Origin of the sequence: Maridesulfovibrio ferrireducens (assembly GCF_016342405.1) — a bacterium.
Lineage (GTDB): Bacteria > Desulfobacterota > Desulfovibrionia > Desulfovibrionales > Desulfovibrionaceae > Maridesulfovibrio > Maridesulfovibrio ferrireducens_A.
The window spans coordinates 76,238-101,217 of record NZ_JAEINN010000011.1 but is presented as its reverse complement, the minus strand read 5'-3'; the positions used below and the strand labels follow the sequence as shown (position 1 = coordinate 101,217).

Sequence of the window (24,980 nt, the reverse complement as noted above, 5' to 3'; positions counted from 1 at the left end):
GATTCTCCACCGAAGAAGCTCAGGATTTCCAGACTTTTTCAACACAGTCAATCAAAGCTTTTACAATCGGGTCAGCCATGCGTTGTTTATGAAATCCAAAATACAATCCCACTTCGAGATGCCCGCCGGGCCATATATAAAAAGACCCGCCTTCTTCCCCTTCGCGAGCTTCATCATCACGCATGACAGTTACCCCGTTTTCAAAACGCACCAAAGCATTATGTGCGTCCTCGCTGTCAGCGATCATAGATTTACTGGCCTCAAGCCCGAGAGAATGAAACTTTTCGTTCAATTTTTGACTGAATGAACACTCGGCGGGAGTCCAAATCCACGGCAGTTTTGCAAGATCTTCCCATTTGGCGTTTTCCATCTTATCCCGCCAAGAGACAGGCCCTACAACTCTAAGCACAGTATTTTCTAAAATAATCCCTTCCATTTCATCAGGCGGATATACCGAATAAAAAAAGCCGCCCTCAATAGCTCTACCCACTACTTCACGCCGGATAGTCCATGTATGATTCTGAATAAATTGTAGATTAAGGCCGGGATAATATTCTTTAATGCACTTAATAAGCTGGGGGGTTCTTAAATAAACAGGTGAAGTCTGCAATCCCACACGGGCTTCTCCGGACACATCGCCGCGAAGAGAATTAGCTTCAGCTTGCATTTTTTCTACAGAATCAAGAACATCCTGAGCCCTTTTCAGAAGAACCTCGCCTTCCGGAGTAGAAACCATTCCCTTGGGAGTACGCAAAAAAAGACATACATCAAGTTCTTCCTCAAGAGATTTAATATGCAAACTGATTGTCGACTGACTGGCATGAAGCCGTTTAGCGGCGCGGGTTAAATTGCCTTCACAAGCGACAACCACAAAGGTTTTTATTTGGTATAGTTCCATAATTCAGGCAGCTTATATAATCTTCTTTAAATTTGTCCGAAATTGGTTTCAAGGTCTATCGATAAACTTAAAGGGGGGGTTCTATTATTCCCGTTGGATAGAACGAAATAAAACAGGCATTAACAATTCATCAAGTTCGTGATTTTTTTAAATCAACATCACGACAGAGGAGAATCGTCATGGGAAACAGCGTCAGCACCTTCGTAATGGAAATATTAACTCCCGAAGACAGCATTTCTGGCTATAAAAGACTCGATCCCGTAACCGGCACGATTAAACTATTTTTCTGGATCGGAGCTACAATGGCCCTCACCGTTTTAGTTTCGAGACTTCAGTAAAAATTTCGCTCCTTGACGGACGAAAGATTACTATCCCATACCCTACTTTATCCACCTACCGGCAAGGGGTGGTAAAAGTTTTTACGGCTCGTCCGCTAGATCAATAATTGACTAGCTGGCGGGCCGTGTCTTTTGCTATATCACGCCGTTTCAATTCTTCTTTACGACTATGAACATTCTTACCTTTGGCAAGAGCTATCTGTAATTTAATTTTGCCGTTAGAAAAATAAAGGCTCACAGGAATTACAGTCAGCCCTTTCTGCTCGGACTTTGCCTGTAGTTTTATAATTTCGTGATCATGAAGCAACAGCTTACGCGAACGGTCCGGGTCATGCTGTAAATGACCAGCGTGATCGTAGGGCGCAATGTGAATACCCACCAGCCATGCTTCGCCATCTTTAAAATTTATATACCCGTCATTAAAACTGATCTGCCCTTGGCGCAGAGATTTAACCTCTGTTCCCACAAGTACAAGACCTGCTTCCAAAGTCTCTATAAAATCATAATTTCGACGAGCAATCTTATTCCGTGCGATGGAAGAAGGACTTTTCTTTTTAGCTTTAGCCATAATAAATTTTAACCTGCGATATCTTCATTATCCAGAAGCGAAGCAAAAAAGATTAGCTCTTCCGGATATTTTTTATAAATATTTTCAGTAACAAGACGGTTAATATGAGCAACCGTGCGACACTGCAGAACCTCTTTCAACAGCTGTTTACATTCAGGCATTCCAAGTTGACGTAAAATTCGCTTAATTCCCGGAATTGCCTGCGGAGTAAGACTGAGACTGTCAATTTGCATACCCATCAAAATAGGCACACAATACGGATCAGATGCGACTTCTCCGCACAGACTTACGCCTATCCCTGCTCTATGTCCCGCGTCAACAACATACTTGATGGAGCGTACTATCGCCGGATGCAAAGGCTGATAAAGATAAGAAACATGCGGATTAGTACGATCGATACCCAAACTGTACTGAATCAGATCATTTGTTCCGATACTGAAAAAGTCGACTTCCTGCGCCAAAATTTCTGCAATCATCACCGCAGCAGGAAGCTCAATCATAACACCTACCTGCATGTCATGATCGTACGGAATGCCTTCTGCTGTCAGCTCTATCTGGGCGCGGGCTAAGGCTGCTTTTGCCTGATGGACTTCTTTCAGCCCGGAAATCATTGGGAACATGAGCGACACGTTGCCATGCACACTTGCCCGCAAAATAGCCCTCAACTGAGTATGAAAAAGTTCTTCATGTTTCAGACAAAACCTGACCGCTCTGAGTCCCATGGCCGGATTAGCCTCATCAAGCGGACCGAAATAAGACATAAATTTATCAGCACCAAGGTCAAGAGTTCTCAAAACAACCTTACGGGGTGACATAATAGCAGCAAGCTCAGTGTATTTTTCGCAAAGCTCTTCTTCGTCGGGCAGACTGCTGCGGTTCAAATAGGCATACTCTGTTCTGAACAGCCCGATCCCTTCTCCGCCATTATCGATAACAGCTGAAACTTCTTCAAAAAGTTCAATATTAGCTAAAACCTGAACTCTGTAACCGTCTTCGGTTTCAGCCGGAAGATGACAACTTCTTATAATAGTGGCCTGATAACTTTCGAATTGATTCTGTAAATTGTAATAATGTTCGAGTTCATCCTCATCGGGATCAACTAAAATTTTACCCGAAAGGCCATCCACAATGACAAGGTCACCATCAACAACGCAGCTTTCAAGCTTCTCAGCACCTACCAAAGCAGGGATATTAAGAGTACGGGCTAAAATTCCGGTATGAGACGTTTTACCGCCGAGAGTTGTAACAAAAGCCATAAGCTTATTGATTTCCAACTCGATGGTGTCAGCAGGTGACAAGTCGTGAGCCATAAGCACTGCACGCCCCTGAATAGGGCTTACGCTCGCTTCTCCGCCTATAAGCTTAGTCTGAACCCTCTGAGCTACCTGGCGCACGTCCTGCATGCGTTCCCGGATATATTTATCTTCCAGCGCACCGAAAGTTTTATCAAGATCATTTACAGCCTTATCAAGTGCCCACTCTGCATTAATACAAAGATCATCAATATATTTTGTGGCTCTTTTGGAAAGCTTAGGATCCTTGAGCATCATCAAATGAGAATCAATAATAAGCTGATGCTCTTTCAGTTCAGCAGGAACTTTTTCACGGACAGCCGCAAGCTCTTTAACTGCTTCAGTAAAGGCATACGTCAATCGCTCTTTTTCATCGGCAACCATGTGCACAGGCACAGTCTGTCGCGGCAACCTCGAAGAGATGCTGCGATTCAAAAAATAGGCTTTACCGATAGCAATACCCGTTGAAACGGAAATGCCTGAAACGACTTCCCTGGCCACTACTTTTCCTCTCCAAATTTTGACTTAAACATTTCTTCCAGACAATCAAGAGCTGCATCGGCATCAATACCGTCGGCCCTCAATTCAAGAGTGCTTCCCTGTGCAGCTGCAAGAGTCAGAATGTCAAGAATGCTCTTAGCATCCACTTCCTGAGAATCACAAATAATTGCAATCTCAGCCTGAAAATTCTGAGCTTCCTGTGCAAGCCGCGCCGCCGGACGAGCATGCAGTCCCAATTGGTTAACTACAATAACAGTCCGGGCTACAGCGTTCTCCGAATCAGGGAAACCTTCCCGCAGCGCGCTATTCTCAATCATTTTCGACCATTCCTTTATATCATAATTCTGCAAACGCAAAAGTCTTAACTTAAATTAAGTTTATTAGAAACAAACTCGCTACTACAAAAAGAACTGCAATAACTTCTCTGGAAATCTTTCCGGTTGCGATCAACCACCCTAGAGAGCCTAATATTACGGCTCCGCCATACCACTGGAAAATTCCCATACCCGAAGGCCATAATTGGGTCCAAATTATTAAAAGAACGAACGCATTAACATATTTCAGCCGTTCTCCCCAATTGATCAGATCCCACCTTTTCAATTGATCCAAAAAACCGAGGCCCTTATATAATCCGCCCCAGAAAATATATATTTTAAATACCTGTAAACCCACAAATGATATCAACCCGAGTAACATAGCCGGAACAGTATTGCCAGCAAGCAAAAGAGATATCGTGGCTAACGCCCAAAAAATCAGGGCACTTCCGGCAAAGACAGAATCACCGATGGCAGAAAGTGTATAACTGGTCGTATTTTTAACTTTATTCAAAAGCAAAACTGGAAACTTGCCGTCTTTAATCTGGATTTCCACAGCCAGAAAAATAGCAATCAACAGTGGAGCCCAGAACGGATGAGAGTTATAATGCTTAACATAACGCTTACGAGCCTTAGACAACTCCAATGAATCCGAGTAAATAGCTTCAAGCCCGGGTTGCATGGCGTAAGAGAAACCGATATTCTGCAATCCGCGGGTATTAAACCCCGCGCCGACAAAATAACTGCGCAAAAAGCACCTGGCACAAGCCCGGCCTAGAGACTTTTTATCTTTTATTTTTTCATTCACGTCCACTTTCACCGTACAACTCTAACGACCTAACTATTTGTTTTTCTTTCAGTCACTTTTTCATAGACAGCTTTGGCTGTCCACCCCTGAACTCGATCTGCCACTCTTCGGGCTACAACTTTCGGTTTTTCACCTGACAACATTTCTTGATCTATGAGACGATAAATTTCATCTTCGCTGGCCGGACCGCTTATAACCGGAGGCCCCACGACGACCGTTATCTCACCCTTAAGTTCAGCTGAAACATCTTCATGACCGGACAAGGTTCCTGAAATAAATTCTTCATAATCTTTAGTCAGCTCACGGCAAATCACAAAGTCTCTGTCTCCAAGCACTCTGTATGCCACAGCCAGAGTTTCACGCAGTCTCGATTTCCGTTCAAAAAAGACTATCGTTGCACCCGTTGCTCCGTGAACTTCAAAAAGCTTAGTCATCTGCCCGTCCTTGCGAGGCATAAAGCCCAGAAAAACAAACGGGTACGGAGGAAGTCCACAAGCACTCAAAGCCGTAACAGGGGCACAAGGCCCAGGTACAGGAACGATCTTTACGCCATGTTCACGGCAAGCTTTGACAAGACGATAACCGGGATCACTCATAAGAGGTGTTCCGGCATCAGAAACGAGAGCAGCATTGCCGCCTTCATCAAAAAACTCGAGAACCTTTGCTATGCGTTTTTCTTCGTTATGATCGTGAAGACTGATAAAACCTTTGCCCTTGATATCAAGATTAGTCAGCAGTTTTCCGGTTCTGCGTGTATCCTCGGCCAGAATAACATCTGCCGAAGCCAGAATCTTTCTTGCACGATCTGAAATATCACCAAGGTTGCCAAGCGGTGTTGCCACTACCCATAAAGTCGGAGATTTCGAAGGCATTTTTTATGTGCTCCGCGTTCATGCCGTTTCCGGCATCATTTACAATAACGAGATCAAAACGGCACGGTCTATGCCATAGGTCCATTGCCGACAAATAATGTGAAGCAGCTTTTACTAATTTACGGCATTTTGCAGGAGTCACCGCCTGCAATCCTTTTTGCACGGAATTTCCGGCTCTGGTCTTCACTTCTACAAAAACAAGATCACGTACACCGTCAGAATCAGCCGGACCATCGCAAACGATATCCAGTTCCCATTGATGCCAACGCCAGTTCCGGTGGCGGAGAGAAAACCCTCTGCACTCAAGATAGCGGGCAGCAAATTTTTCTCCGGCCTCGCCGAAATCTAAATGCCGGGGAGACATAAACTCTCCTGCCCTGACTTCTTCTTTTCAGGAAGCACGCCTTTAAAAGTAAGTCTATGGATCAGGCAGGGACCATTTTCCCGAACTGCATCCATATGAAATTTGGTTCCGTACCCTTTATGAATAGCAAAGCCGTATCCCGGATATCTTTTTTCCAGCTTAACCATCAGAGAATCTCTGAAAGTTTTAGCAAGAATTGATGCGGCTGAAATTTCGGGTATTTTTTCATCACCTTTGATTATCCATTCCTGCTGATACCCTGCCGCTCCATTAAAGTGACTTACCGGAATAGTCTTATTTCCATCAATAAGCAAAATTGAAGGACGAACTTTAAGATGAATCACCGAACGGGCCATAGCTCTGAATGTCGCTTGAAGAATATTTATCTGATCGACCACCTGTGCCCGACAAACTCCCAAAGACCAGCATACCGCCTGTTCACGGATTTGATCAGCAAGCACATCGCGCGCGGCTTCACTGAGTTTTTTAGAATCAGTAAGCCCCGGTAGATCATACTCAGCGGGAAGAATAACAGCGCCCGCCACAACTGGACCAGCCAGACATCCTCTGCCCGCCTCATCAATTCCTGCGATAAGTCCGGCTTCATCAGCCAGTCCCGGCAATATTCCGTGCAATAATCCTTGCGACATCCTGATTGCTCCGTCGTAAATCCAACAAAAAAACCGTCTGCTCCTGAACCTTGCGATCCGGGAGAGACGGTTTTCAACTCGTAGTTGCTTACTCCGCCGGACAGACTGCCCGGATGAGTGAACCGCGAAGATTTAAATCTTCGGGTGCTACCAAGCGTTCTTTGATTTGATACGTGCTGCTTTACCTTTAAGGTCACGAAGATAGTAAATGCGGCTACGACGAACTTTACCCTCAGTAACAACTTCAATACGTTCGATGTATGGAGAGTGTACTGCAAATACGCGTTCTACGCCGATACCGTCGGAGATCTTACGTACTGTGAAAGTTGAATCGGTTGTACCGTTACGGAAACGAAGAACAGCACCCTGGAAAACCTGGATACGCTCTTTCTCACCTTCGATAATACGAAGATGTACTTTTACGGTGTCCCCTGCTTTAAATGCAGGCATATCAAGACGCATGTGTTCGCGTTCGATCTTTGTAATTACATTCATGTTGCTACTCCTTATATAAATTCAATTTGCGGTATCAAAAAACGAAATCTACCAAGCGTCTCCCAAAAGCCTGTCAACCGTTATCGCTACCGCACTTCTTACTGATAAGTGATTGTATCCATCCATGAAACGAAGCGGTCTAAGACAGCCCGTTGCCATTTCAAGAATTTCGGGAGCCAACCCATGCCCTGTTCCGAAGACCAGTAACACAGGATTGTCATAAAGCATTTCACGGACCTGACGGGGAGTCACATTACCCGCGCCCCGAGCACTGGTTGTCACCAGTATCGGTTTTTTACCCGTTCCCGACTCAATATGCTCCACCACATCGATCAGGGAGTCCATCACACTGACCTTTGCCAGAGCGGCGGCTCTGTCCGGGTTAGTTTTGCTACCCGGTCCCGAGGTCCAATGAGAAATTATTCTGTCAGCCAACTTCTTCTGGTCCTCGATAGGAGTCACCGCATACATCCCTGCCAATGAGTAAGAGCGGGAAACGCGGGACATATCGTGAATATCGAGGTTTGTCAAAGAAACAGCTGCTTTTTCACCAAATTTATTTAGCACTGGATAGTGTACTAAAGCCATTGAAAGATGTTTTCCTAAACGTTTACGGGGTATTGACCGTAAATAATGAACATCTTCCCTTTTTAAGCCGTCAGCTTCGGAAAGTAATTCCGGGCGGGAATCCAAAGTCTCATCAAGAGACCTTTTTTTCCTCCATTCTTCAATCAGAGCATGATTCCCAGAAGAGAGAATCTCCGGCACTTTCAGTCCTTCATATTCAGCGGGACGGGTGTAGTGCGGATACTCCAAAAGTCCCGAAGAAAAACTTTCCTCGGTCCCTGATTCAGAATGGCCCATGAAATCCGGCAGCAATCGGGCAACAGCTTCAATAAGACACAATGCTCCGGCTTCGCCTCCGTTAAGAACAAAATCTCCGACAGAGACAGTCTCAACAGGAAATATCTCTTCAAAACGAGCATCAATTCCTTCATACCGTCCACAGACAAGAGTCAGTTCCTCTTCTCCGGCAAGTTCAGTAGCAAGTTTCTGAGTAAGCGGACGTCCTTTCGGCGACAGCATCAGCAACCTTTTACCTTTACCACAGCCTCCCTGAACGACAGGCTTGATACCCACAGAATCCAGACTGCGGGCTATCGGATCAAGAAACATTACCATACCCGGCCCGCCCCCGTAAGGACGATCATCCACGCTCTTATGCTTATCAACAGCATAATCGCGGGGATTGACAGTATTGAATGAAACGATTCCTTTTTCGACAGCCTTACTCATAAGACCATGCGAAAGCGGGGAATCGAAAAATTCCGGAAAAAGCGTAATCAAATTGAAATTCACAGACTAATTAACCGGCTTTTTTAAAAGACATAGGGTCGTCCCATTATTTAGCAGGCGCGTTCAGATACAGATCAAGCAGCCCTTCAGGCGGATCGATCACAACCTTTCCCGCATCTACATCCACAGACAATACAAACTCAGCAACAGCAGGAAAAAGAATTTCTTTTCCTTCTGAAGACGAGATCACCCAAGTCTCTTGACCCGGCGCAAAAAGAAAATCCGAAATGGTCCCAACCGCTGTTCCGTCTTTAAGTTCGACGGCAGCATTCTTCAACTGGTACATGTAGACTTCATCATCCCTGAGTTCAGGGAGATCTTCCTTCTGCACCAAGACATCCATGCCGCGTAAGGTATCAGCCTTATCCCGGTCATTGATGCCTTTAAAGATTACTAAAGCGCGGCCTTTGTGCCTCCGAAAGGATTGCACAACAAATCGACGGGGTTTCTGTCCTTTACTTTGTAAATAAAGGGTAGACACCTCATCGAAGGAAAAAGGGGAGTCCGCATGGGAATCGATGCAAACTTCCCCCCTAAGACCGTGTGATTTGACCACTTCGGCAACTAGTAGCAAGTCCATAGCAGCCTACTGGTTATGGTCCGGGTTGAAGCCGTCTACTCTAGAATTTCTAGAACAGAACGTTTTCTCACCTTGGTTGATGCAGCACCAAGCAAAGTTCTCATCGCTCTTGCGGTGCGGCCCTGCTTGCCGATAACTTTACCCAAGTCTTCTTTCGCGACCTTGAGTTCGATTACAGATGTCTGCTCTCCTTCAATCTCGGTGACGACTACATCATCGGGATTATCAACAAGAGATTTCGCAATGAATTCTACTAAATCCTTCAACATGCCAACAACCTCCGCTTCAGATGTCGAGAGTAAACCTTGAGTGAAGAAAGAATCGAACCGTTGTGAGAACTAACTTTAAGAATTTTTCTTAAGAAGTGCTTTAACAGTATCGCTTGGTTTTGCGCCTTTATCCATCCAAGCCTGAACTTTTTCCATGTTGATCTTAAGTTCAACAGGTTCAACCATAGGATTATAGTAACCTATGAATTCTAAAGGACGACCATCGCGTCTTGTGCTGCTGTTAATTGCTACAATACGATAAAAAGGGCGTTTTTTGGACCCCATACGTGTCAATCTTAGTTTTAAAGCCATTGTGTACTTCCCCCATATAAACTTAATTTAAGAGATTCATTAATAAAATGCAAGTAAGGCCAAAAAAGATTATTTTTTGTTCTTCTTGCGACTTTGCTTCTTGAGCTTTTTCTTTTTCCGGGCGAGCAGGGTTTTCTTGCTTTTCTCTTTTGAAGGCTGACCAGCTCCTTCCATGCCTTCCATCCCTTCCATACCGGGTAATCCCGGCATACCGCCACCGCCTAATCCGGGCATTCCGGGCATATTCGGCATCTGAGGCATTCCGCCTTTTCCGCCTTTTCCGCCCATCATTTTTTTCATCATCTTGCTCATCTGATCAAAATTCTTGAGCATCTGATTAACTTCCAAAACCTCAACACCCGAACCTTTAGCAATTCTCTGCCTGCGGCTAGGGTTGATAAGCTTAGGAGTTTTGCGTTCCTCCGGAGTCATGGAGGAGATGATTGCTTCTATCCTGTTCAGTTCCTTGTCCGGCATATCAAGATCGCCAAGCTGTTTGGTCAATCCGCCAAGTCCCGGAATGAGCTTCATAATGCTGCCCATAGAACCGATCTTCTTCATTCTACGCATCTGGGTACGAAAATCCTCAAGGTCAAATTTTGCCTTGCGGAATTTTTCAGTAAGCTTCTCAGCTTCCCCTTCTTCCATAACGGACTGAGCTTTCTCGATCAGGGAAAGGACGTCCCCCATTCCGAGAATTCTAGAGGCAGCCCTGTCTGGATAGAAGAGTTCAAGCTCGGAAAGCTTCTCACCCACGCCGACAAACTTGACGCACTTGCCGGTAACAGACTTGATAGAAAGAGCTGCACCGCCTCGGGCGTCTCCATCCATTTTAGTCAGTACCACACCGGTAACATCAAGCTTTTCATCAAACGTTGCAGCAACATTGACAGCGTCCTGTCCTGTCATTGCGTCTGCTACGAAAAGTATTTCGTCAGGCGAACATGCTTCCTTAATGGCAGCAAGTTCATCCATGAGCACTTCATCGATATGCAGCCGTCCGGCTGTATCGAGAAGCAGTACGTCACATCCCGCCTCTTCCGCTTTGACAATAGCATCGCGGCAGATATCCACCGGATTCATGTCAGTAGTTGAAGGGTATACGGGAAGATCCAGCTGCTTAGCCAGTACAGTAAGCTGTTCAATAGCAGCAGGGCGGTATACGTCAGCTGGAACGAGATAGGGCTTATACTTCTTGCGTCTAAGATACAAGGCTATCTTTGCTGCAGAAGTCGTTTTACCAGCACCCTGCAACCCGACCATCATAATTTTGGCAGGTTTACCTTTAAGAATCAGTCCTTCCTGTTCTCCACCAAGCAACTCGGTCAGTTCGTCATTGACGATCTTGATGACCTGCTGTCCGGCAGAGAGGCTTTTCTGGACTTCCTGTCCTAAGGCCCGTTCCTTTACCTTCTCAACAAATTCTTTGACGACTTTGAAGTTAACGTCCGCTTCTAAAAGAGCGAGCCTAACCTCACGCATTCCGGCCTGGATGTTTTTTTCATCCAGTCGGCCCTGCCCTTTGAAATTTTTGAAGGCTTCGGAAAGTCTATCTGATAGGCTATCGAACAATTATCTTACTCCGCCGGCTTGAGCATTTTTACGCACAATAATCACTAAAAATCCACCTCTTCAGTGACCAATAAAGATTGCGTAAAGAAAGGGGTTGAGTGTTAAGGTTTTTGCTTCTCCAAGTCAAGCTCGAAGACCACTATCAATTTTTTTAAAAACAAAAAACTGTTATCAGCAGCCCAAAATACAAAATTTTACATTATTTCTTGCCTTTTTCAGCAAGGACTTAGTAAATTAAATACCATGTCATCCGACACGCTAACGAGCGATACAGGGAGAAATGCGAATGAGCAACATAGTTAAAGCAGAAGAATTCCATCTGGTAGACCCGATGGGCCGTGTCAGATCAAAAATATATATATCGAATGACGGGAAGCCGACAGCGGACGTTTTTGACTCGACAGGACAGCTCGTAAACCGAGTCGATCTTCAAAAAACACAAAAGCTTGGCCCGACTGCCCAACAACCAACAAACCCTCATCAAAAAGAAACCCTCAGCTCATGGCATGCACGGATAGCAAATGAAGTCATAACTAGCCAGCCAAAACTTCGCGTAGGCTCATATAAGCTCTATATCGACTTTGTCGAAAACAATACGGTTGCAAGTGGTAAGTATTTAAATGAAGTCATTGAAATTACCGGCGAAGTCGTTGATGTTTCCGCTAAAAACTTTGGAGATTTACATATCGGGCTAAAAGGAATATCCAATTATACCGCTGAAGTAATCTGCCATTTTACAGAAGATCAAACTGCAATTGTCAGCAACATGAAACCCGGAGTAAAAGTTCACCTCAAAGGGAAATGCACCGAATATGTCAACAAACGTGTTAAAATCTGGGGCTGTCAGGTTGTCTAATATAAAAATTACATCTGAGAATTGCATCGGTTGCGGAGAATGTGTTTCCGAGTGTCTTTTTTTGCAGGAATACGGATCACCTGACAAAATAGCAGAAGAATGTCTTGCGTCCGCACTGAATTATGACGAAGCGGCGATAAACTCATACAACTGCTCTGCCTGCTCGCTGTGTGACTCAGTCTGCCCGGTAGATGCTCAGCCATCCAAAATGTTTGAGATGCTCCGTAATCACGCTCAGGAAAACTCTTTACTCGGTCTTGACTCTTATTCGCCTCTTCTAAGCTACGAACGAATAGGGGGCAAATTCCCGTTCAAAGACAACCTCCTACCCGATGGATGCAAAACCGCTTTCTTTCCGGGATGCACATTGCCTGCTCTGTTTCCCGAGGCAACCCGCGCGGCATACTCAGCCTTAAAACAACGTGATCCTTCTTTGGGATTAATTCTTAACTGCTGCTCTAAGCCTTCAAAAATGCTAGGACTTTCCGATTTTCATGCCGAGACTATTTCAGAGTTATCTAAATTTATTGAATCTCAAGGAATCACTAAAATCCTGACAGCATGCCCTAACTGCCACATAACTTTCAAAGGATTTTCCCCTTCATTTAAGATTGTATCTATTTACGAAGAATTACTTGATTCAAACATTTCCCTCAATAAACCCTGGCTTCAAAAAGCAACGGTACATGATCCATGCGTCACCCGCTTTGAATCAGGTTTACAGGAAAGCGTCAGAAAACTCTTAACTCAAAACGGGGTCACCCTGATCGAAATGGATCACAGCAGAGATAAAACAATCTGCTGCGGTGAAGGGGGAGGCGTAGGATTTCACAACAAACCTTTCGCACAGGAATGGAATAACAAACGAAAAGCTGAAGCCGCGCAAACAGGCGCCCCCATGGTCACCTATTGCGCAGGATGCACAAATTATCTTTCCGACACAGAACCTGTAGCACATATACTTGATTTGCTTTTTGTAAAAAGAAAAGAGACTCCCATCCTTCCACGATTCCCGTTCAATTATTTCAACAGATTAAAACTCAGAATTTCAGCACGATTTGCTTAACCATTTATTTTTTATTTTTTTTAGGGCTTCTCATACTAAAAAGATCAAGGTAACAGCCTTTTACAAATGAATTCCAATAACAAAGCCGTTTCAGCCTCCGAATTTCCTGTCGCCCTTTTCAGCTTAGGTCTGCCGATTTTACTGGCAGCCTACGGCATGAACGGTTCCGCTGCGCCTCAAAACCTTGCAGAAATACTTGTCGCAGGGCTTGCAGTACTTGGACTTCTGGTTGAACCTTACAAAAACAAACAAGCCCCTGTTTTTCCTCTCTGGCTTAAAGCAGGTATTCCCTGTGTCCTTCTTTTTTGGGCTTTTTCTAAAATCTTTACGCCACTGCTGTTTCCGCTGGCGCCCTCACTGCCCTTTCTCATGGAAATACGCCCTTTGTTATACGGGCTTGTGATTGTACTCTGGATAACTAATTTTTCTATACCCAAGCCGGAACACTTCTACTTCTGGGCATCATGGCTTGCTGTTCTTATCATCTGCAACTTTCTATATCTCTTTTTACTGAGCGGACTTACAGCCCCTCCTAATCTTTTTGGAAACGCTGAACTGACCGGACCTATTCTGCTGGCCGGATTATGCTCAACACTGCATGAACCTTCAAAACTTAAGACCACAAGACTCCTGATATTTACAGGAATTATGTGCACTCTGAGCAGGGATGCCGGCTTTGCGGCGGTTCTGGTTCTTTTATTTTTCGGCCCAAAAGGAGCTATCAAGAAAACCATTCTCGTGCTGACTCTTGTACTTTTTAATTTTCTAGCACTTGCTTCACATGAAATGACCTTTTTCAATCCAAACGACCTTCCAGCCTATTGGCTCTGGTTTTCTATTTTAGACCTATTTGAAAAAACTCCATCCCGACTTCTGACAGGTCATCCTCTCTCAGTGCCTTTACCGCTGAACATTCCGGCTTCGATATGGGAACTATGGCATAAGCAAAATTTTGCATGGACTGGTTCAGGAACTTATATCTTCCACGTAACTCCGATATGGCTTCACATTCTGACAGCATGGGGGATTGCAGGAATAGCCGGAGCGTCCGCAATTGCAACCACACTTTCCATAAAATACTCTTCGGACACCATGGCCTCTCTTATTACTGCCGTCATTATCACAGGATTCTTTTCCCCCCTCTTCTACAGTCCAGCCACCGGCATTGTTTTGATCATGGCTTTTATATGCGCAACCCGACCCCCAGTGCGCTCTTTCCAGTTCGAATAAACTCCTCATTATCGCTCCATTATTACCTCTCTTGGAAAATTTTTCTAGTATTCACGAGCAAAAGGCTTTGACTCTTGGCTTTTAAAACAAAGATATACCTTGAACACTCACGCCTACTAAAAAAAGACTTAGTTCTTTTTAAGTATTTAAAATAAAAAACTTTATTAAAACAACCAAACTCACCAGCCACCTTACTAAAACTAGACATTAGCAATCAAATTACAAACTGTAGCTTTTTATAGTTACTATTTAAGGTGTTTATTGACGTTGTTTCGTATTACTTTTGAACTACTTTTATTCATCAAAAAATAATTAATAAAAACTTTATTTGGCATTACTAAACAATATTTATTTATTTTCAATTTGTATTACAAATGTATTGACAATTCTACCCAATCTGGCAAAAGTATTATCAACGAAGCAAAAACATGAGTAAAAAAGTAAAATCCGTAAGGATACCTATTGAGCTGGAGGCGATGAACCTCTCCAAGCTAATCCGGGAATGTGAGAATTATCTCAGAGACTTGGAGTCTGCTACGTTGCTCAAATCCGGGGGAAACCGGGAAGCAGCCGAAGCTCTCCTGAGCACAAGGCAGCTCGACCTAGGTAAACGAATTGCTAAAATGATATGGGAAGCAAGGGTAGAGTATGGTAAGATCCGGTAATTTTGTAATATAAAAATATCACATCAAAAGAAACTCAGGATCAGGAACAGTTCAATGAAAGAAAAAAAAGTCAGTGAAAGCAGAGCATACACAACCTACAGAGTGCTCCCGCAGGATACAAATCCAGCTGGCAACCTTCATGGCGGGGTTCTTCTGAAACAGCTGGATCTCATTGCTGCCACCTGCGCCATGCGTCATGCACGTAAACCTGTGGTCACAGCCTCTATTGACAGGATGAACTTCCTGAGACCCGCATATGTCGGCGAGCTTATCAACCTTCATGCGAACGTGAATATGGTAGGTAAAACTTCAATGGAAATCGGAGTGCGGGTCGAAGCTGAAAATCTTCTTACAGGAGAACTGCGGCATACAAATTCAGCGTATCTGACATTTGTTGCCATAGGCGAAGACGGAAAACCTTCCCTTGTACCTCAACTTACCCTTGAGACAGGCGTGGATCATAGAAGAAACAAAGAAGCAGTTGAACGGCGAGCTGTACGTAAGCAGGAACTGATGCGCGAACGTAACCCCTCAACTGATTAATATATTTAACAGCTCGAACAAATGTAGAACTCGTCCAAAGTCATCGTTCTGCATGTTGCCCCTAATTTCATGAGGCAAGCTACTCCGAGACTGGTTTCATGCCGGGAGCTCCACCCTCCCGGCAAAAATTTCGGCATCCAGCTCCTATGGTGTCCGGTCGGATTAACTCGGTCCCGGCCGGGCACCAAGCTTTTCAACACCCGTCAGGTCTGAAAATCCCTATTCTTTTACACTAAGAGAATAGGGATTTTCCCTTTTGTTTCAGACGTAAAGAAAAATTCTCAACCAAACACTTGTTCGCTCTTCATGCAAATCCTCAATTACTATTCCAATTACTCATTCAGAGTGATACAAGGAAGGCTGATAAAGAACCAACCGTTTACACAAATAAAAAGGAGTTCTGCCATGAAAAAAAAGAAAATTACGACAGCCTTCGGGAAGCCTGTGGGTGACGACCTAAACTCACAAACAGCCGGAGAAAAAGGCCCGGTCTTAGTTCAGGATATGCACCTTATAGAGAAACTGGCCCACTTCGACCGCGAACGCATCCCTGAACGCGTAGTTCATGCCAAAGGAGCCGGAGCATACGGCTATTTTGAAGTAACTGCTGATGTTACCAAATACACAAAAGCAGCCTTCCTCTCTGAAGTTGGCAAAAAAACTGATCTATTTGTGCGCTTTTCAACAGTCGGAGGAGAAAAAGGCTCTGCTGATGCTGAGCGTGATCCGCGTGGTTTCGCCATCAAGTTTTACACCGAAGAAGGCAACTACGATATGGTCGGCAATAATACCCCGGTCTTCTTTATTCGCGACCCAATGAAATTTCCTGATTTCATACATACCCAAAAACGTAATCCTGCAACCAATTTAAAAGATCCCGACATGTTCTGGGATTTCTTATCCCTCACACCTGAATCAATTCATCAGGTAACTATTCTTTTCTCGGACAGAGGAACCCCTATAACTTTCCGCCATATGAATGGTTACTCGAGCCACACCTACAAATGGTACAATGAAAAAGGTGAATACGTCTGGGTCCAATATCACTTTAAAACAGATCAAGGCTCAAAAACCATGACTGCGGCCGAAGCCGGTGCGATGTGTGCCAAAGATCCGGATCATGCCACCCGGGATCTGCATGAATCTATTAAAAACGGAGACTTCCCGTCATGGACGCTGGAAATGCAGATACTGACTCCCCGGCAAGCCAAAGATTTCAAATGGGATATCTTCGATATTACCAAAGTATGGCCTCACTCCGAAGTACCACCCATCACTATAGGGAAGATGGTCTTGAATCGAAATCCGGAAAATTATTTTGCCGAAGTAGAACAAGCAGCCTTCACCCCCGGCAATCTTGTACCCGGCATCGGAGCCTCACCTGACAAGATGCTCCAAGGACGCATGTTTTCGTACCACGACACCCATCTCCACAGACTTGGAACAAATTACCACCTAATCCCTGTAAATATGCCAAAAAACGCTCCTGAGCTTAATTACCAGCGCGACGGAGCTATGCGTGTAGACGATGGCGGAGGCGGTGGACCTAACTACTGGCCGAACAGCTTCGAAGGAGCTGAACCGGATGAAACGGCTCTTGAACCTCCACTGCCGATCGAAGGCAATGCAGCGCAACATAGTTATAAACTTGTAGACGATGACTTTGTTCAGGCCGGCAATCTGTATCGCAATGTTATGAGTGAACAGGACCGGGTAAATCTGACGAGAAATATTATCGGACATTTGACCGGAGCACAGAAACGCATCCAGCTCAGACAAGCTGCAATCTTCTATAAAACAGATAAAGACTATGGCACCCGCATCGCAAAAGGGCTTGAGCTTGATCTTGCTAAAGTTGAAAAGCTGGCAAATATGAATCAGGCCGACAGAGTAAAGGCTACAGCTTCTTAACCGCCTTATAAACTTAAAAAAAGTCCGGAAAATTTTATGAAATTTTCCGGACTTTTTAATTGTTTTATATCAGCTTATTATAGCCACATTAAAACTTCATTTTCTCACCGATTGAAATTCCTTTTTCACTGAGTTCTGCCTGATACGGCCAGCATTCAACTCCCGCCGCAAGAGCCTGCTCAAATAATTTTGCATATTTGGGGTCTATAAAATCAGCAGGACCGAAACATTTTCCATCATTACGCTGAACAAAAAAGAACATCGCGACCCTATACCCTTCAGCGGCAAGAGCCATCAATTCAACAAGGTGTTTCTGCCCCCGTTCAGTGGGTGCATCAGGAAAGCAGGCCACATCATCTTCTACAAGAGTGACATTTTTACATTCAACCCATAAATCCGGCAGACGTCCCGACTCATCGGTAAATTTTGCATCAATACGGCTTTTGCCGACTACAGCCTCACGCTTTATTGCGGTGTACCCTTTCAATTCAGGCAAAACCGCAACCTCAAAAGCTCTCTGTATCATTTTGTTCGGAACAGAGGTATTCACGCCAACCCACGAACCTGACAGATTAACCATCTCGAGAGTCCATTTAAGTTTGCGAGCCGGATTCAATGCCGGAGAAATAAATATCTCCTGCCCTTCCCGCAGCAAGCCAAGCATAGAGCCTGTATTGTTAGTATGGATAGATATAACCTCACCATCAAGTAAAGCTTCGACGGTAAATCTTTTATATCTTTTTATAAAAACAGCTTTCCGGCAGCCTTCCGGATAAATAATCAATGATTCAGACATCTGCCCCTCATGTATATATCCTACACCTCAAAAAAATACCCCGGGTCATTTAACTAATAATAATATTTTATTCTCAAAAAAATTATCTGTAAATTTTGAATGCACGAAAACTCCTGACAAAAAAAGAATTAATTATCTCGCAAACGTGATAAGCCCTACCTAAAACACGCAGTTTCCTTATTGGTATGGTTCCTTATTCAGAGATTAAAATCCTTGTTACACAAAGAGTTTCATACCTCTAAGGGGGTCATTATATCTGGAAAATACCTTGACGAATCACTAGGTATCTGGAATATCGTGCTGTTAGTCACAGCGTGACAGAATTCACATTTCCAGCCTCATTGTCAGGCCGGAAAATTTTATAAGACCTAAGCAAGAGCTTGAGGATCCTTATTTCTGTCGTAGACAATTAATTCAGGAACTTACAATGAACCTTGAAGAAAGATTGTTAGAAAAAAGAAATGTTCTGACTAAAAAATGGTTTGATTTGGTCCTGTCTTCCTATCCTGAAACAACTCAGAAGATATGGAAGAGCAACAGCGATCAGTTCACAAATCCTGTCGGAATTACTACTCAAAGGGTCACGAGAGAACTTTTTGACCTTATTATTGAGTGGAAAGATGTAGACGCAATTGCAAAATCCCTGGAAGACCTGATTAAAATAAGGGCTGTTCAGGAATTTGCACCATCAAGAGCTTTAAGTTTTGTTTTTCTTTTTAAGAAACTGCTGAGAGATGAGTTTATGCAGGATCTTAAAAAGGAAGGTAGACTTGACGAGTTGCTCGCGTTTGAGACCAGGGTTGATAACCTGGGTCTGATCGCGTTCGACATCTATACCAAGAATAGGGATTTGATCACGCAAATGAGAATTGGTGAAGTGAAACGCTCTCACCACATGCTCTTAAGGCGGGTCAACGAAATCGAGGATGCTTCGGCCAAAGGGGCCGGACAGGTGTAGTGGCCGGCTTCCCCGGGAAGCCAAACGTTATAAGCGAGGTGAAGGTAGATGAACGCTTTGTACTCACTCGTTTTAGTTTTTGCCCTAGTGCTGCTGGCTCTTTTCGGAGTAGAAACAGCGCATATGGCAAAACTCTTCGGCATCGGCTTACCTTTGGTAGCTGTTGCCGTATTTCTGGTAGGTTTTGCTTACCGGATGATTAAATGGGCGAAAAGCCCTGTTCCTTTTTGTATTCCGACCACGGGCGGACAGCAGAAGTCTTTGGACTTCATCCATCACAACAAGTTCGACAACCCCGTGACTCCGTGTCAAACTTTTATCCGTATGTTTCTTGAGGTCTGCTGTTTCCGTTCTTTGTTCCGGAACACAAAAGTGGCTCTCAAAGACGGCAAAGTGACATATGCTTCCGCCAAATGGCTGTGGCTGTTTTCACTTCTGTTTCACTACTCATTCCTGCTTATTGTAATCAGGCACATGAGACTTTTCTTTGAACCGATTCCCGCCTGTATCGGCTGGGTTGAAATGCTTGACGGGATCATGCAGATCGGAACACCCAGAATGTACATGAGTGATCTTTTGATCATTGTCGGTGTGGCTTTCTTGCTCGCACGCAGACTTTGGGACGCTAAACTCCGTTACATTTCTCTGGTTACTGACTATTTCCCACTATTGCTCATTATTGCCATCGGGCTTTCCGGTATCTACATGCGCTTTATCGCAAAAGTAGATGTTATGGCTATTAAACAGCTGACTATGGGACTTGTAACCTTCAACCCAGTAATTCCCGCAAATGTGGATGTATCTTTCTATGTACACCTATTATTAGTCTGTACACTGCTCATTTACTTCCCATTCAGCAAGCTTATGCATGCAGGCGGTATCTTCCTTTCTCCTACAAGGAATATGCCTAACAACTCCCGCATTAAGCATCACGAGAACCCTTGGAATGATCCGAACATCAAGCCACATAGCTATGAGGCTTATGAAGACGACTTCAGGGAACCTATGATTGAAGCGGGTCTCCCTGTGGACAAAGAGGCATAATAAAGTCCAGCGGACTTTATGTGTTGGTTGGACCTTATAATACCTTTTGTTGAGGAGTTGACATGGCTGACCTCCCAAAAGCTGATGAGCTTTTTAAAAGCATTAACTATACACCGCCTTCCACAGGTTGGATGGATACTCCGGTAGACTGTTCTCCCGGGAACTGGTGTTACCCTGCTAAGGCAGATAAACTCGAATACTTAGGTTTCCCGAACCCACGCCAATGGTCTCCTGCTGACGTGGACTGGAAACTCCCTGAAAACTGGCAGGACATTGTCCATCAGGGATTCAAAGAGAGACTGGATAAATACCGTTCTCTTAAAGTATTCATGGACGTCTGTGTGCGTTGCGGTGCTTGCGCCGATAAATGCCACTTTTTCATCGGTTCCGGCGATCCTAAAAACATGCCGGTCCTTCGTGCAGAACTTATGCGTTCTGTTTACCGTAAGGACTTCACCATGGCCGGAAAAATTCTGACAACCCTCACCGGTTCCAGAGTTATGACCGAAGACGTTCTTAAAGAGTGGTTCATCTACTTTTACCAGTGTACTGAGTGCCGCCGTTGCTCGCTGTTCTGCCCTTACGGCATCGATACAGCTGAAGTAACAATGATGGCACGTGAACTGCTTCACCTTTGCGGCGTGAATATTAACTGGATCATGGAGCCGGTTGCCAACTGTAACCGTACAGGTAACCATCTCGGTATCCAGCCACACGCTTTCAAAGACATCGTTGAATTCATGGTTGACGACATCGAAGAAATCACAGGCAAAAAACTGCACGTTCCAATGAACGAAAAGGGGCATGAAGTTATCTTCATCACTCCTTCCGGTGACGTTTTTGCTGACCCGGGCATCTACACCTTTATGGGTTACCTGATGCTCTTCGATCATATCGGCCTGGACTATACTCTTTCCACTTATGCCTCTGAAGGCGGTAACTTCGGTCTGTTCACATCTGCGGACATGATGAAGAAACTCAACGGAAAGATGTACGCTGAAGCAAAACGCCTTGGAGCCAAATGGATCCTTGGCGGCGAATGCGGTCACATGTGGCGCGTAATCAACCAGTACATGGATACAATGAACGGCCCCGCGGACTTCCTGCAAGTTCCTAAAAGCCCGATCACCGGTACTGTTTTCCATAGCGCTGCCCAGACTAAGATGGTTCACATCGCCGAGTTCACAGCTGACCTTATGAAACATAATAAGCTGAAACTCGATCCGACCAGAAACGATCATATTCGCGCAACCTTCCACGATTCCTGTAACCCTGCTCGGGCCATGGGTCTTCTGGACGAGCCTCGTTACGTTCTCAATAACGTTGTTAAAAACTTCCATGAAATGCCTGAACAGACCATTCGTGAGCAAACATTCTGCTGTGCAGGCGGCTCCGGTCTGAACACTGACGAAATCATGGAAATACGCATGCGCGGCGGCTTGCCACGCGGCAACGCATTGAAATCAGTACAGGAAGAACATGATGTAAACATGATGGCCTGTATCTGTGCAATTGACCGTGCAACGCTTATTCCACTTGCCGACTACTGGGCTCCGGGCGTTGACATCTGCGGTGTTCACGAACTTGTCGGTAATGCTCTAATTCTCGACGGCGAGAAAGAAAGAGAAACTGACCTTCGCATGAACCCTCTGCCTAAGAAGGAGGAATAACAGATGCAATACGGTGGAAAAATAATAGCTGGTCTGGTTATTTTCCTTGGCCTCGTTTCTCTTCCTTTCTGGTTCAATATGGGAGGAACGTACGAGCAGCCTAAGGTCGAACTGCCAAAAAATGCGAAAGAATGTGTCGCGCCCAAAGAAGAAATGCGTACATCACATATGCAGCTTCTTGACGAGTGGAGAGACATGGCTCTTCGTGAAGGCAAACGGACATATATCAGTGCAAACGGCAAGGAATACACTATCAGTCTCCAGAATACCTGTATGGAATGTCATACCAGCAAAGAGCAATTCTGTGACAAATGTCATACTGACGCTGGTGTAACCCCATACTGCTGGGATTGCCACGTACCTCCAAAGGAGGCAAAATAATGAAACAGAGTAGAAGAAACTTCCTCAAGTTTGCAGGTCTCTCGGCAGCAGGACTTTGTCTTGCTCCCACAGCTGCAGCTCTGGCATCAGGCGGAGGCGGACATGGCAAAGCACATGCTGTTGTCAACGCTAACTCCAAACATGCCAAACGCTGGGCTATGGTTATCGACACCCGCAAGCTCAACACTGATGAAGCAATAAACGCTCTGGCTGAAGTTTGTCACCACATCCACAACGTTCCAACGATTCCCGGTAAACAGGACATCAAATGGTTGTGGGAAGGTACTTATTCCGAAACATTCCCGAATCAAACAAATAACTTCCCTTCGGAAGAGCTTGAAAAACGCAAATTCCCGTTGCTTTGCAACCATTGCGAAACCCCTTCGTGTGTACGCGTCTGCCCCACAAAGGCGACCTTCAAGCGTGCTGACGGAATCGTAGCAATGGATTACCATCGCTGCATCGGCTGTCGTTACTGCATGGCTGCTTGCCCCTTTGGTGCTCGTAGCTTCAACTTCATGGATCCAAGACTCCATCTCGACATGGAAAAGATCAACGTGAAGTTCCCCACCCGCATGCGCGGTGTTGTTGAAAAATGCAACTTCTGCGTAGAGCGTCTCGCCGTTGGCGAAATGCCCGCTTGTGTGGAAAAATCCAGTGGCGCGATGACCTTTGGTGATCTCCAGGACCCTGATTCAAACGTCAGAAAGGTTCTTAGGGAGAACTTCACCATCCGTAGGAACCCCGCTGCCGGCACCGAGCCCGGCGTGTACTACATCATTTAGGGGGAAACTGATATGCTCGAAAAAGCACTCAAAGGCGGCCCGAAATATTGGAGCTGGATTTTCTTCCTGCTTCTTATTATCGGCGCAGGCTTCGTTGTATATGTGAATCAGTTACAGGAAGGACTTACCGTCACGGGCCTCAGCCGTGATGTTTCCTGGGGATTCTATATTGCCCAGTTTACCTATTTGGTCGGTCTCGCCGCTTCCGGTGTTATGATCGTTCTGCCTTACTACTTCCATCACTATAAGAAGTTTAAAGGCATGGTAATAATGGGTGAGTTCATGGCTATTGCAGCTGTTGTCATGTGTCTCGGTTTCATTATCGTAGACATCGGGCAGCCTCAGCGTATGCTGAACATCATTTTCCATCCGACTCCTAACTCAATCCTGTTCTGGGACATGATCGTTCTTAACGGTTACCTGCTCCTGAACGTAGTTATCGGGTGGACATGTTTAGAATCTGAACGCCAGCGTGTGAAACCGCCAAAATGGATCAGGCCTCTGGCTTACACATCCATCGTATGGGCGTTCTCTATTCATACGGTTACCGCGTTCTTGTATGCAGGACTTCCTGGCCGTCACTACTGGCTCACCGCCATTCTGGCTGCCCGCTTCCTAGCTTCGGCATTCTGTGCCGGGCCTGCTATTCTTCTTCTGGTTGTATTCATTACCCGCAAGGTTACTGCTTACGATCCAGGAAAAGCAGCAATCAACACACTTACAAAGATCATTACTTATGCAATGCTCGTGAACGTATTCTTCTTCCTGCTTGAAGTGTTCACTGCATTCTACTCCAATATCCCAGGTCATACTCATTCCCTCGCATACCTATTCGTAGGTAGCCATGGACACACTGAACTGGTTCCTTGGATGTGGACAGCAACAGTATTTGCATTCATCAGTTTAGCCCTGCTTGTTCCGCCTAAATTGCGCGACAATCAGAAGCTACTGCCATGGGCACTTATCCTCCTCGTTATTGCAACATGGATCGATAAAGGTCTCGCACTGCTGATCGGTGGTCTTACTCCAAACCCATTCAACGAAATCACCACTTACTGGCCTACCGGCAAAGAATTGATGATTTCCATGATGGTATACGCTCTCGGTGCACTGACTCTGACAATCCTTTATAAGATTGCCACAGACATCAAGCGCGACCTTGGCGAGCTTGTTGAACCTGAATAATCAGGTCAGCTCACCTCTTAGGTAATTAAAAAAGCCCGTTCCTTTATTGGAACGGGCTTTTTTTGTATTTAATTAGCAGCACTTTTTTTACATAAAAAAACCGAACACCCATCTGGATATTCGGTTTTTTGCGTGATTTTAATCACGCTTACGGAGACGCTCAAAGAACTGTCAAGTTCTCCGGTGTTCAGTCAAAGCTCGACTAAACGTAATCTCCGCGGTTAAATTTGATTTGTTCGGTCATCGCCATTACTTCGAGTTCGTTAACAATACTGCTCAATTCAGGATTCTCACTGGCTACGCCCGGCCAATCCTTCTTAAGGGATTCAACACCACCTTGAACACCTTCAAGAGTCTTGTAAGCATTCTTCAGCCCACCAGAATCAGGGGAACCGAGATGCTTGGCATAGTTTTCCAGCTCTCCGAAAAGATTTTCAATCTTGCCGACAAACTCGCCTTCATTCAGTGTTGCAGCCTGCACGGATGCGACCTGCTGCATTTGAAGAAGGGGATTAATGGACTGAAGACCCGGAACCGGAGGAAGATTTGAAGTCTGTTGCCCCTCTACTTGCTGGGCTTCTTGATTCAAAACTTCCCCAAATGCCGTCCCGTTTACCTTCTTAGTCTTATTAGCTTGCTGCTGATGTTGCTGCAAAGCCTCAATCTGATCAGGACGAATCTTCATCTTTTTACTCCTCAGC

The 24,980-nt window shown here is 45.0% G+C and carries 29 protein-coding genes; 13 read left to right on the top strand and 16 right to left on the bottom strand.

Features of this window, described 5'->3' with window-relative positions; all coding sequences use genetic code 11:
- Positions 1-19: 19 nt before the first annotated feature.
- Positions 20-898 carry a LysR family transcriptional regulator gene (locus JEY82_RS12790; protein ID WP_304086009.1) on the bottom strand — a complete coding sequence of 293 codons (879 nt, stop codon included), beginning with the start codon at positions 896-898 and terminating at the stop codon, positions 20-22.
- Between the two features lie 179 nt (positions 899-1,077).
- Between JEY82_RS12790 and JEY82_RS12785 the strand changes: the two genes are divergently transcribed.
- A complete protein-coding gene (locus tag JEY82_RS12785; RefSeq protein ID WP_170830286.1) occupies positions 1,078-1,236 on the top strand; it encodes a hypothetical protein in 159 nt (52 codons plus the stop codon).
- A 100-nt stretch (positions 1,237-1,336) separates the two neighbouring features.
- Here the strand turns inward: JEY82_RS12785 and smpB are convergent, their stop codons facing one another.
- The 13 genes from smpB to ffh all read right to left on the bottom strand — a co-directional run bounded on the left by smpB (position 1,337) and on the right by ffh (position 11,189).
- Entirely contained in the window at positions 1,337-1,804 is a 468-nt protein-coding gene (gene smpB, locus JEY82_RS12780) for an SsrA-binding protein SmpB (RefSeq protein ID WP_304086007.1), read from the bottom strand.
- A gap of 8 nt (positions 1,805-1,812) precedes the next feature.
- Positions 1,813-3,597 carry a phosphoenolpyruvate--protein phosphotransferase gene (gene ptsP, locus JEY82_RS12775; protein WP_304086006.1) on the bottom strand — a complete coding sequence of 595 codons (1,785 nt, stop codon included), beginning with the start codon at positions 3,595-3,597 and terminating at the stop codon, positions 1,813-1,815.
- Positions 3,597-3,914 carry an HPr family phosphocarrier protein gene (locus JEY82_RS12770; RefSeq protein ID WP_304086004.1) on the bottom strand — a complete coding sequence of 106 codons (318 nt, stop codon included), beginning with the start codon at positions 3,912-3,914 and terminating at the stop codon, positions 3,597-3,599. The genes ptsP and JEY82_RS12770 overlap by 1 nt, the downstream gene beginning before the upstream one ends.
- A 49-nt stretch (positions 3,915-3,963) precedes the next feature.
- A complete protein-coding gene (locus JEY82_RS12765) occupies positions 3,964-4,719 on the bottom strand; it encodes a PTS system mannose/fructose/sorbose family transporter subunit IID (protein ID WP_304086002.1) in 756 nt (251 codons plus the stop codon).
- 29 nt (positions 4,720-4,748) lie between these two features.
- Complete coding sequence (gene rsmI / locus JEY82_RS12760; protein ID WP_304086000.1) at positions 4,749-5,591, bottom strand: 16S rRNA (cytidine(1402)-2'-O)-methyltransferase; 843 nt, start codon at positions 5,589-5,591, stop codon at positions 4,749-4,751.
- Entirely contained in the window at positions 5,533-5,955 is a 423-nt protein-coding gene (locus JEY82_RS12755; RefSeq protein ID WP_092157601.1) for a YraN family protein, read from the bottom strand. Before JEY82_RS12755 ends, rsmI begins: the two co-directional genes overlap by 59 nt.
- Complete coding sequence (locus JEY82_RS12750) at positions 5,937-6,605, bottom strand: ribonuclease HII (protein WP_304085997.1); 669 nt, start codon at positions 6,603-6,605, stop codon at positions 5,937-5,939. The genes JEY82_RS12755 and JEY82_RS12750 overlap by 19 nt, the downstream gene beginning before the upstream one ends.
- Positions 6,606-6,752: 147 nt before the next feature.
- Positions 6,753-7,100, bottom strand: coding sequence for a 50S ribosomal protein L19 (rplS, locus tag JEY82_RS12745; RefSeq protein WP_092157606.1), 348 nt, complete (start codon positions 7,098-7,100; stop codon positions 6,753-6,755).
- Between the two features lie 48 nt (positions 7,101-7,148).
- A complete protein-coding gene (gene trmD / locus JEY82_RS12740) occupies positions 7,149-8,459 on the bottom strand; it encodes a tRNA (guanosine(37)-N1)-methyltransferase TrmD (protein ID WP_304085995.1) in 1,311 nt (436 codons plus the stop codon).
- 43 nt (positions 8,460-8,502) lie between these two features.
- On the bottom strand, positions 8,503-9,036 hold the full coding sequence (gene rimM / locus JEY82_RS12735; RefSeq protein ID WP_304085993.1) for a ribosome maturation factor RimM: 534 nt from the start codon (positions 9,034-9,036) through the stop codon (positions 8,503-8,505).
- 35 nt (positions 9,037-9,071) lie between these two features.
- Positions 9,072-9,305 (bottom strand): KH domain-containing protein, encoded by a 234-nt coding sequence (locus JEY82_RS12730; protein WP_085102901.1) that lies wholly within the window; start codon positions 9,303-9,305, stop codon positions 9,072-9,074.
- Positions 9,306-9,380: 75 nt separating this feature from the next.
- Positions 9,381-9,617: a 30S ribosomal protein S16 gene (gene rpsP / locus JEY82_RS12725; protein WP_304085989.1), complete on the bottom strand. Its 237-nt coding sequence runs from the start codon at positions 9,615-9,617 to the stop codon at positions 9,381-9,383.
- Positions 9,618-9,686: 69 nt separating this feature from the next.
- The gene (gene ffh / locus JEY82_RS12720; RefSeq protein WP_304085987.1) at positions 9,687-11,189 is read right to left on the bottom strand and encodes a signal recognition particle protein; all 1,503 of its coding nucleotides are present in this window, start codon (positions 11,187-11,189) and stop codon (positions 9,687-9,689) included.
- A 286-nt stretch (positions 11,190-11,475) separates the two neighbouring features.
- On the opposite strand from ffh, the gene JEY82_RS12715 reads away from it, so the two are divergent.
- The 6 genes from JEY82_RS12715 to JEY82_RS12690 all read left to right on the top strand — a co-directional run bounded on the left by JEY82_RS12715 (position 11,476) and on the right by JEY82_RS12690 (position 17,460).
- On the top strand, positions 11,476-12,045 hold the full coding sequence (locus tag JEY82_RS12715) for a hypothetical protein (protein WP_304085985.1): 570 nt from the start codon (positions 11,476-11,478) through the stop codon (positions 12,043-12,045).
- Positions 12,038-13,111, top strand: coding sequence for a (Fe-S)-binding protein (locus tag JEY82_RS12710; protein WP_304085983.1), 1,074 nt, complete (start codon positions 12,038-12,040; stop codon positions 13,109-13,111). The genes JEY82_RS12715 and JEY82_RS12710 overlap by 8 nt, the downstream gene beginning before the upstream one ends.
- 66 nt (positions 13,112-13,177) lie before the next feature.
- Positions 13,178-14,341, top strand: a complete 1,164-nt coding sequence (locus JEY82_RS12705) for a hypothetical protein (protein ID WP_304085982.1) — start codon at positions 13,178-13,180, stop codon at positions 14,339-14,341.
- 428 nt (positions 14,342-14,769) lie between these two features.
- Positions 14,770-15,006 carry a hypothetical protein gene (locus JEY82_RS12700; protein WP_304085980.1) on the top strand — a complete coding sequence of 79 codons (237 nt, stop codon included), beginning with the start codon at positions 14,770-14,772 and terminating at the stop codon, positions 15,004-15,006.
- 54 nt (positions 15,007-15,060) lie between these two features.
- Positions 15,061-15,549: an acyl-CoA thioesterase gene (locus JEY82_RS12695; RefSeq protein ID WP_304085978.1), complete on the top strand. Its 489-nt coding sequence runs from the start codon at positions 15,061-15,063 to the stop codon at positions 15,547-15,549.
- Between the two features lie 405 nt (positions 15,550-15,954).
- Positions 15,955-17,460, top strand: a complete 1,506-nt coding sequence (locus JEY82_RS12690; protein WP_304085976.1) for a catalase — start codon at positions 15,955-15,957, stop codon at positions 17,458-17,460.
- A gap of 88 nt (positions 17,461-17,548) precedes the next feature.
- On the opposite strand, the gene sfsA is transcribed toward JEY82_RS12690, so the two are convergent.
- Positions 17,549-18,256 (bottom strand): DNA/RNA nuclease SfsA, encoded by a 708-nt coding sequence (gene sfsA / locus JEY82_RS12685; RefSeq protein ID WP_304085974.1) that lies wholly within the window; start codon positions 18,254-18,256, stop codon positions 17,549-17,551.
- 427 nt (positions 18,257-18,683) lie between these two features.
- Here sfsA and JEY82_RS12680 point away from each other — a divergent pair, with 427 nt between their 5' ends.
- From JEY82_RS12680 to dsrP, 6 genes are all read left to right on the top strand, one after another.
- Complete coding sequence (locus JEY82_RS12680) at positions 18,684-19,214, top strand: RsbRD N-terminal domain-containing protein (RefSeq protein WP_092157630.1); 531 nt, start codon at positions 18,684-18,686, stop codon at positions 19,212-19,214.
- A 48-nt stretch (positions 19,215-19,262) separates the two neighbouring features.
- A complete protein-coding gene (gene dsrM / locus JEY82_RS12675; protein ID WP_304085971.1) occupies positions 19,263-20,258 on the top strand; it encodes a sulfate reduction electron transfer complex DsrMKJOP subunit DsrM in 996 nt (331 codons plus the stop codon).
- 62 nt (positions 20,259-20,320) lie between these two features.
- On the top strand, positions 20,321-21,928 hold the full coding sequence (gene dsrK / locus JEY82_RS12670) for a sulfate reduction electron transfer complex DsrMKJOP subunit DsrK (protein WP_304085970.1): 1,608 nt from the start codon (positions 20,321-20,323) through the stop codon (positions 21,926-21,928).
- A 3-nt stretch (positions 21,929-21,931) separates the two neighbouring features.
- Positions 21,932-22,309 carry a sulfate reduction electron transfer complex DsrMKJOP subunit DsrJ gene (gene dsrJ / locus JEY82_RS12665; protein WP_304085969.1) on the top strand — a complete coding sequence of 126 codons (378 nt, stop codon included), beginning with the start codon at positions 21,932-21,934 and terminating at the stop codon, positions 22,307-22,309.
- Entirely contained in the window at positions 22,309-23,094 is a 786-nt protein-coding gene (gene dsrO, locus JEY82_RS12660) for a sulfate reduction electron transfer complex DsrMKJOP subunit DsrO (protein WP_304085968.1), read from the top strand. The genes dsrJ and dsrO overlap by 1 nt, the downstream gene beginning before the upstream one ends.
- A 12-nt stretch (positions 23,095-23,106) precedes the next feature.
- Entirely contained in the window at positions 23,107-24,279 is a 1,173-nt protein-coding gene (dsrP, locus tag JEY82_RS12655) for a sulfate reduction electron transfer complex DsrMKJOP subunit DsrP (RefSeq protein ID WP_304085967.1), read from the top strand.
- Positions 24,280-24,481: 202 nt separating this feature from the next.
- Here dsrP and JEY82_RS12650 read toward each other — a convergent pair whose 3' ends face one another.
- Positions 24,482-24,964 carry a hypothetical protein gene (locus JEY82_RS12650; protein WP_304085966.1) on the bottom strand — a complete coding sequence of 161 codons (483 nt, stop codon included), beginning with the start codon at positions 24,962-24,964 and terminating at the stop codon, positions 24,482-24,484.
- Positions 24,965-24,980: the final 16 nt, after the last annotated feature.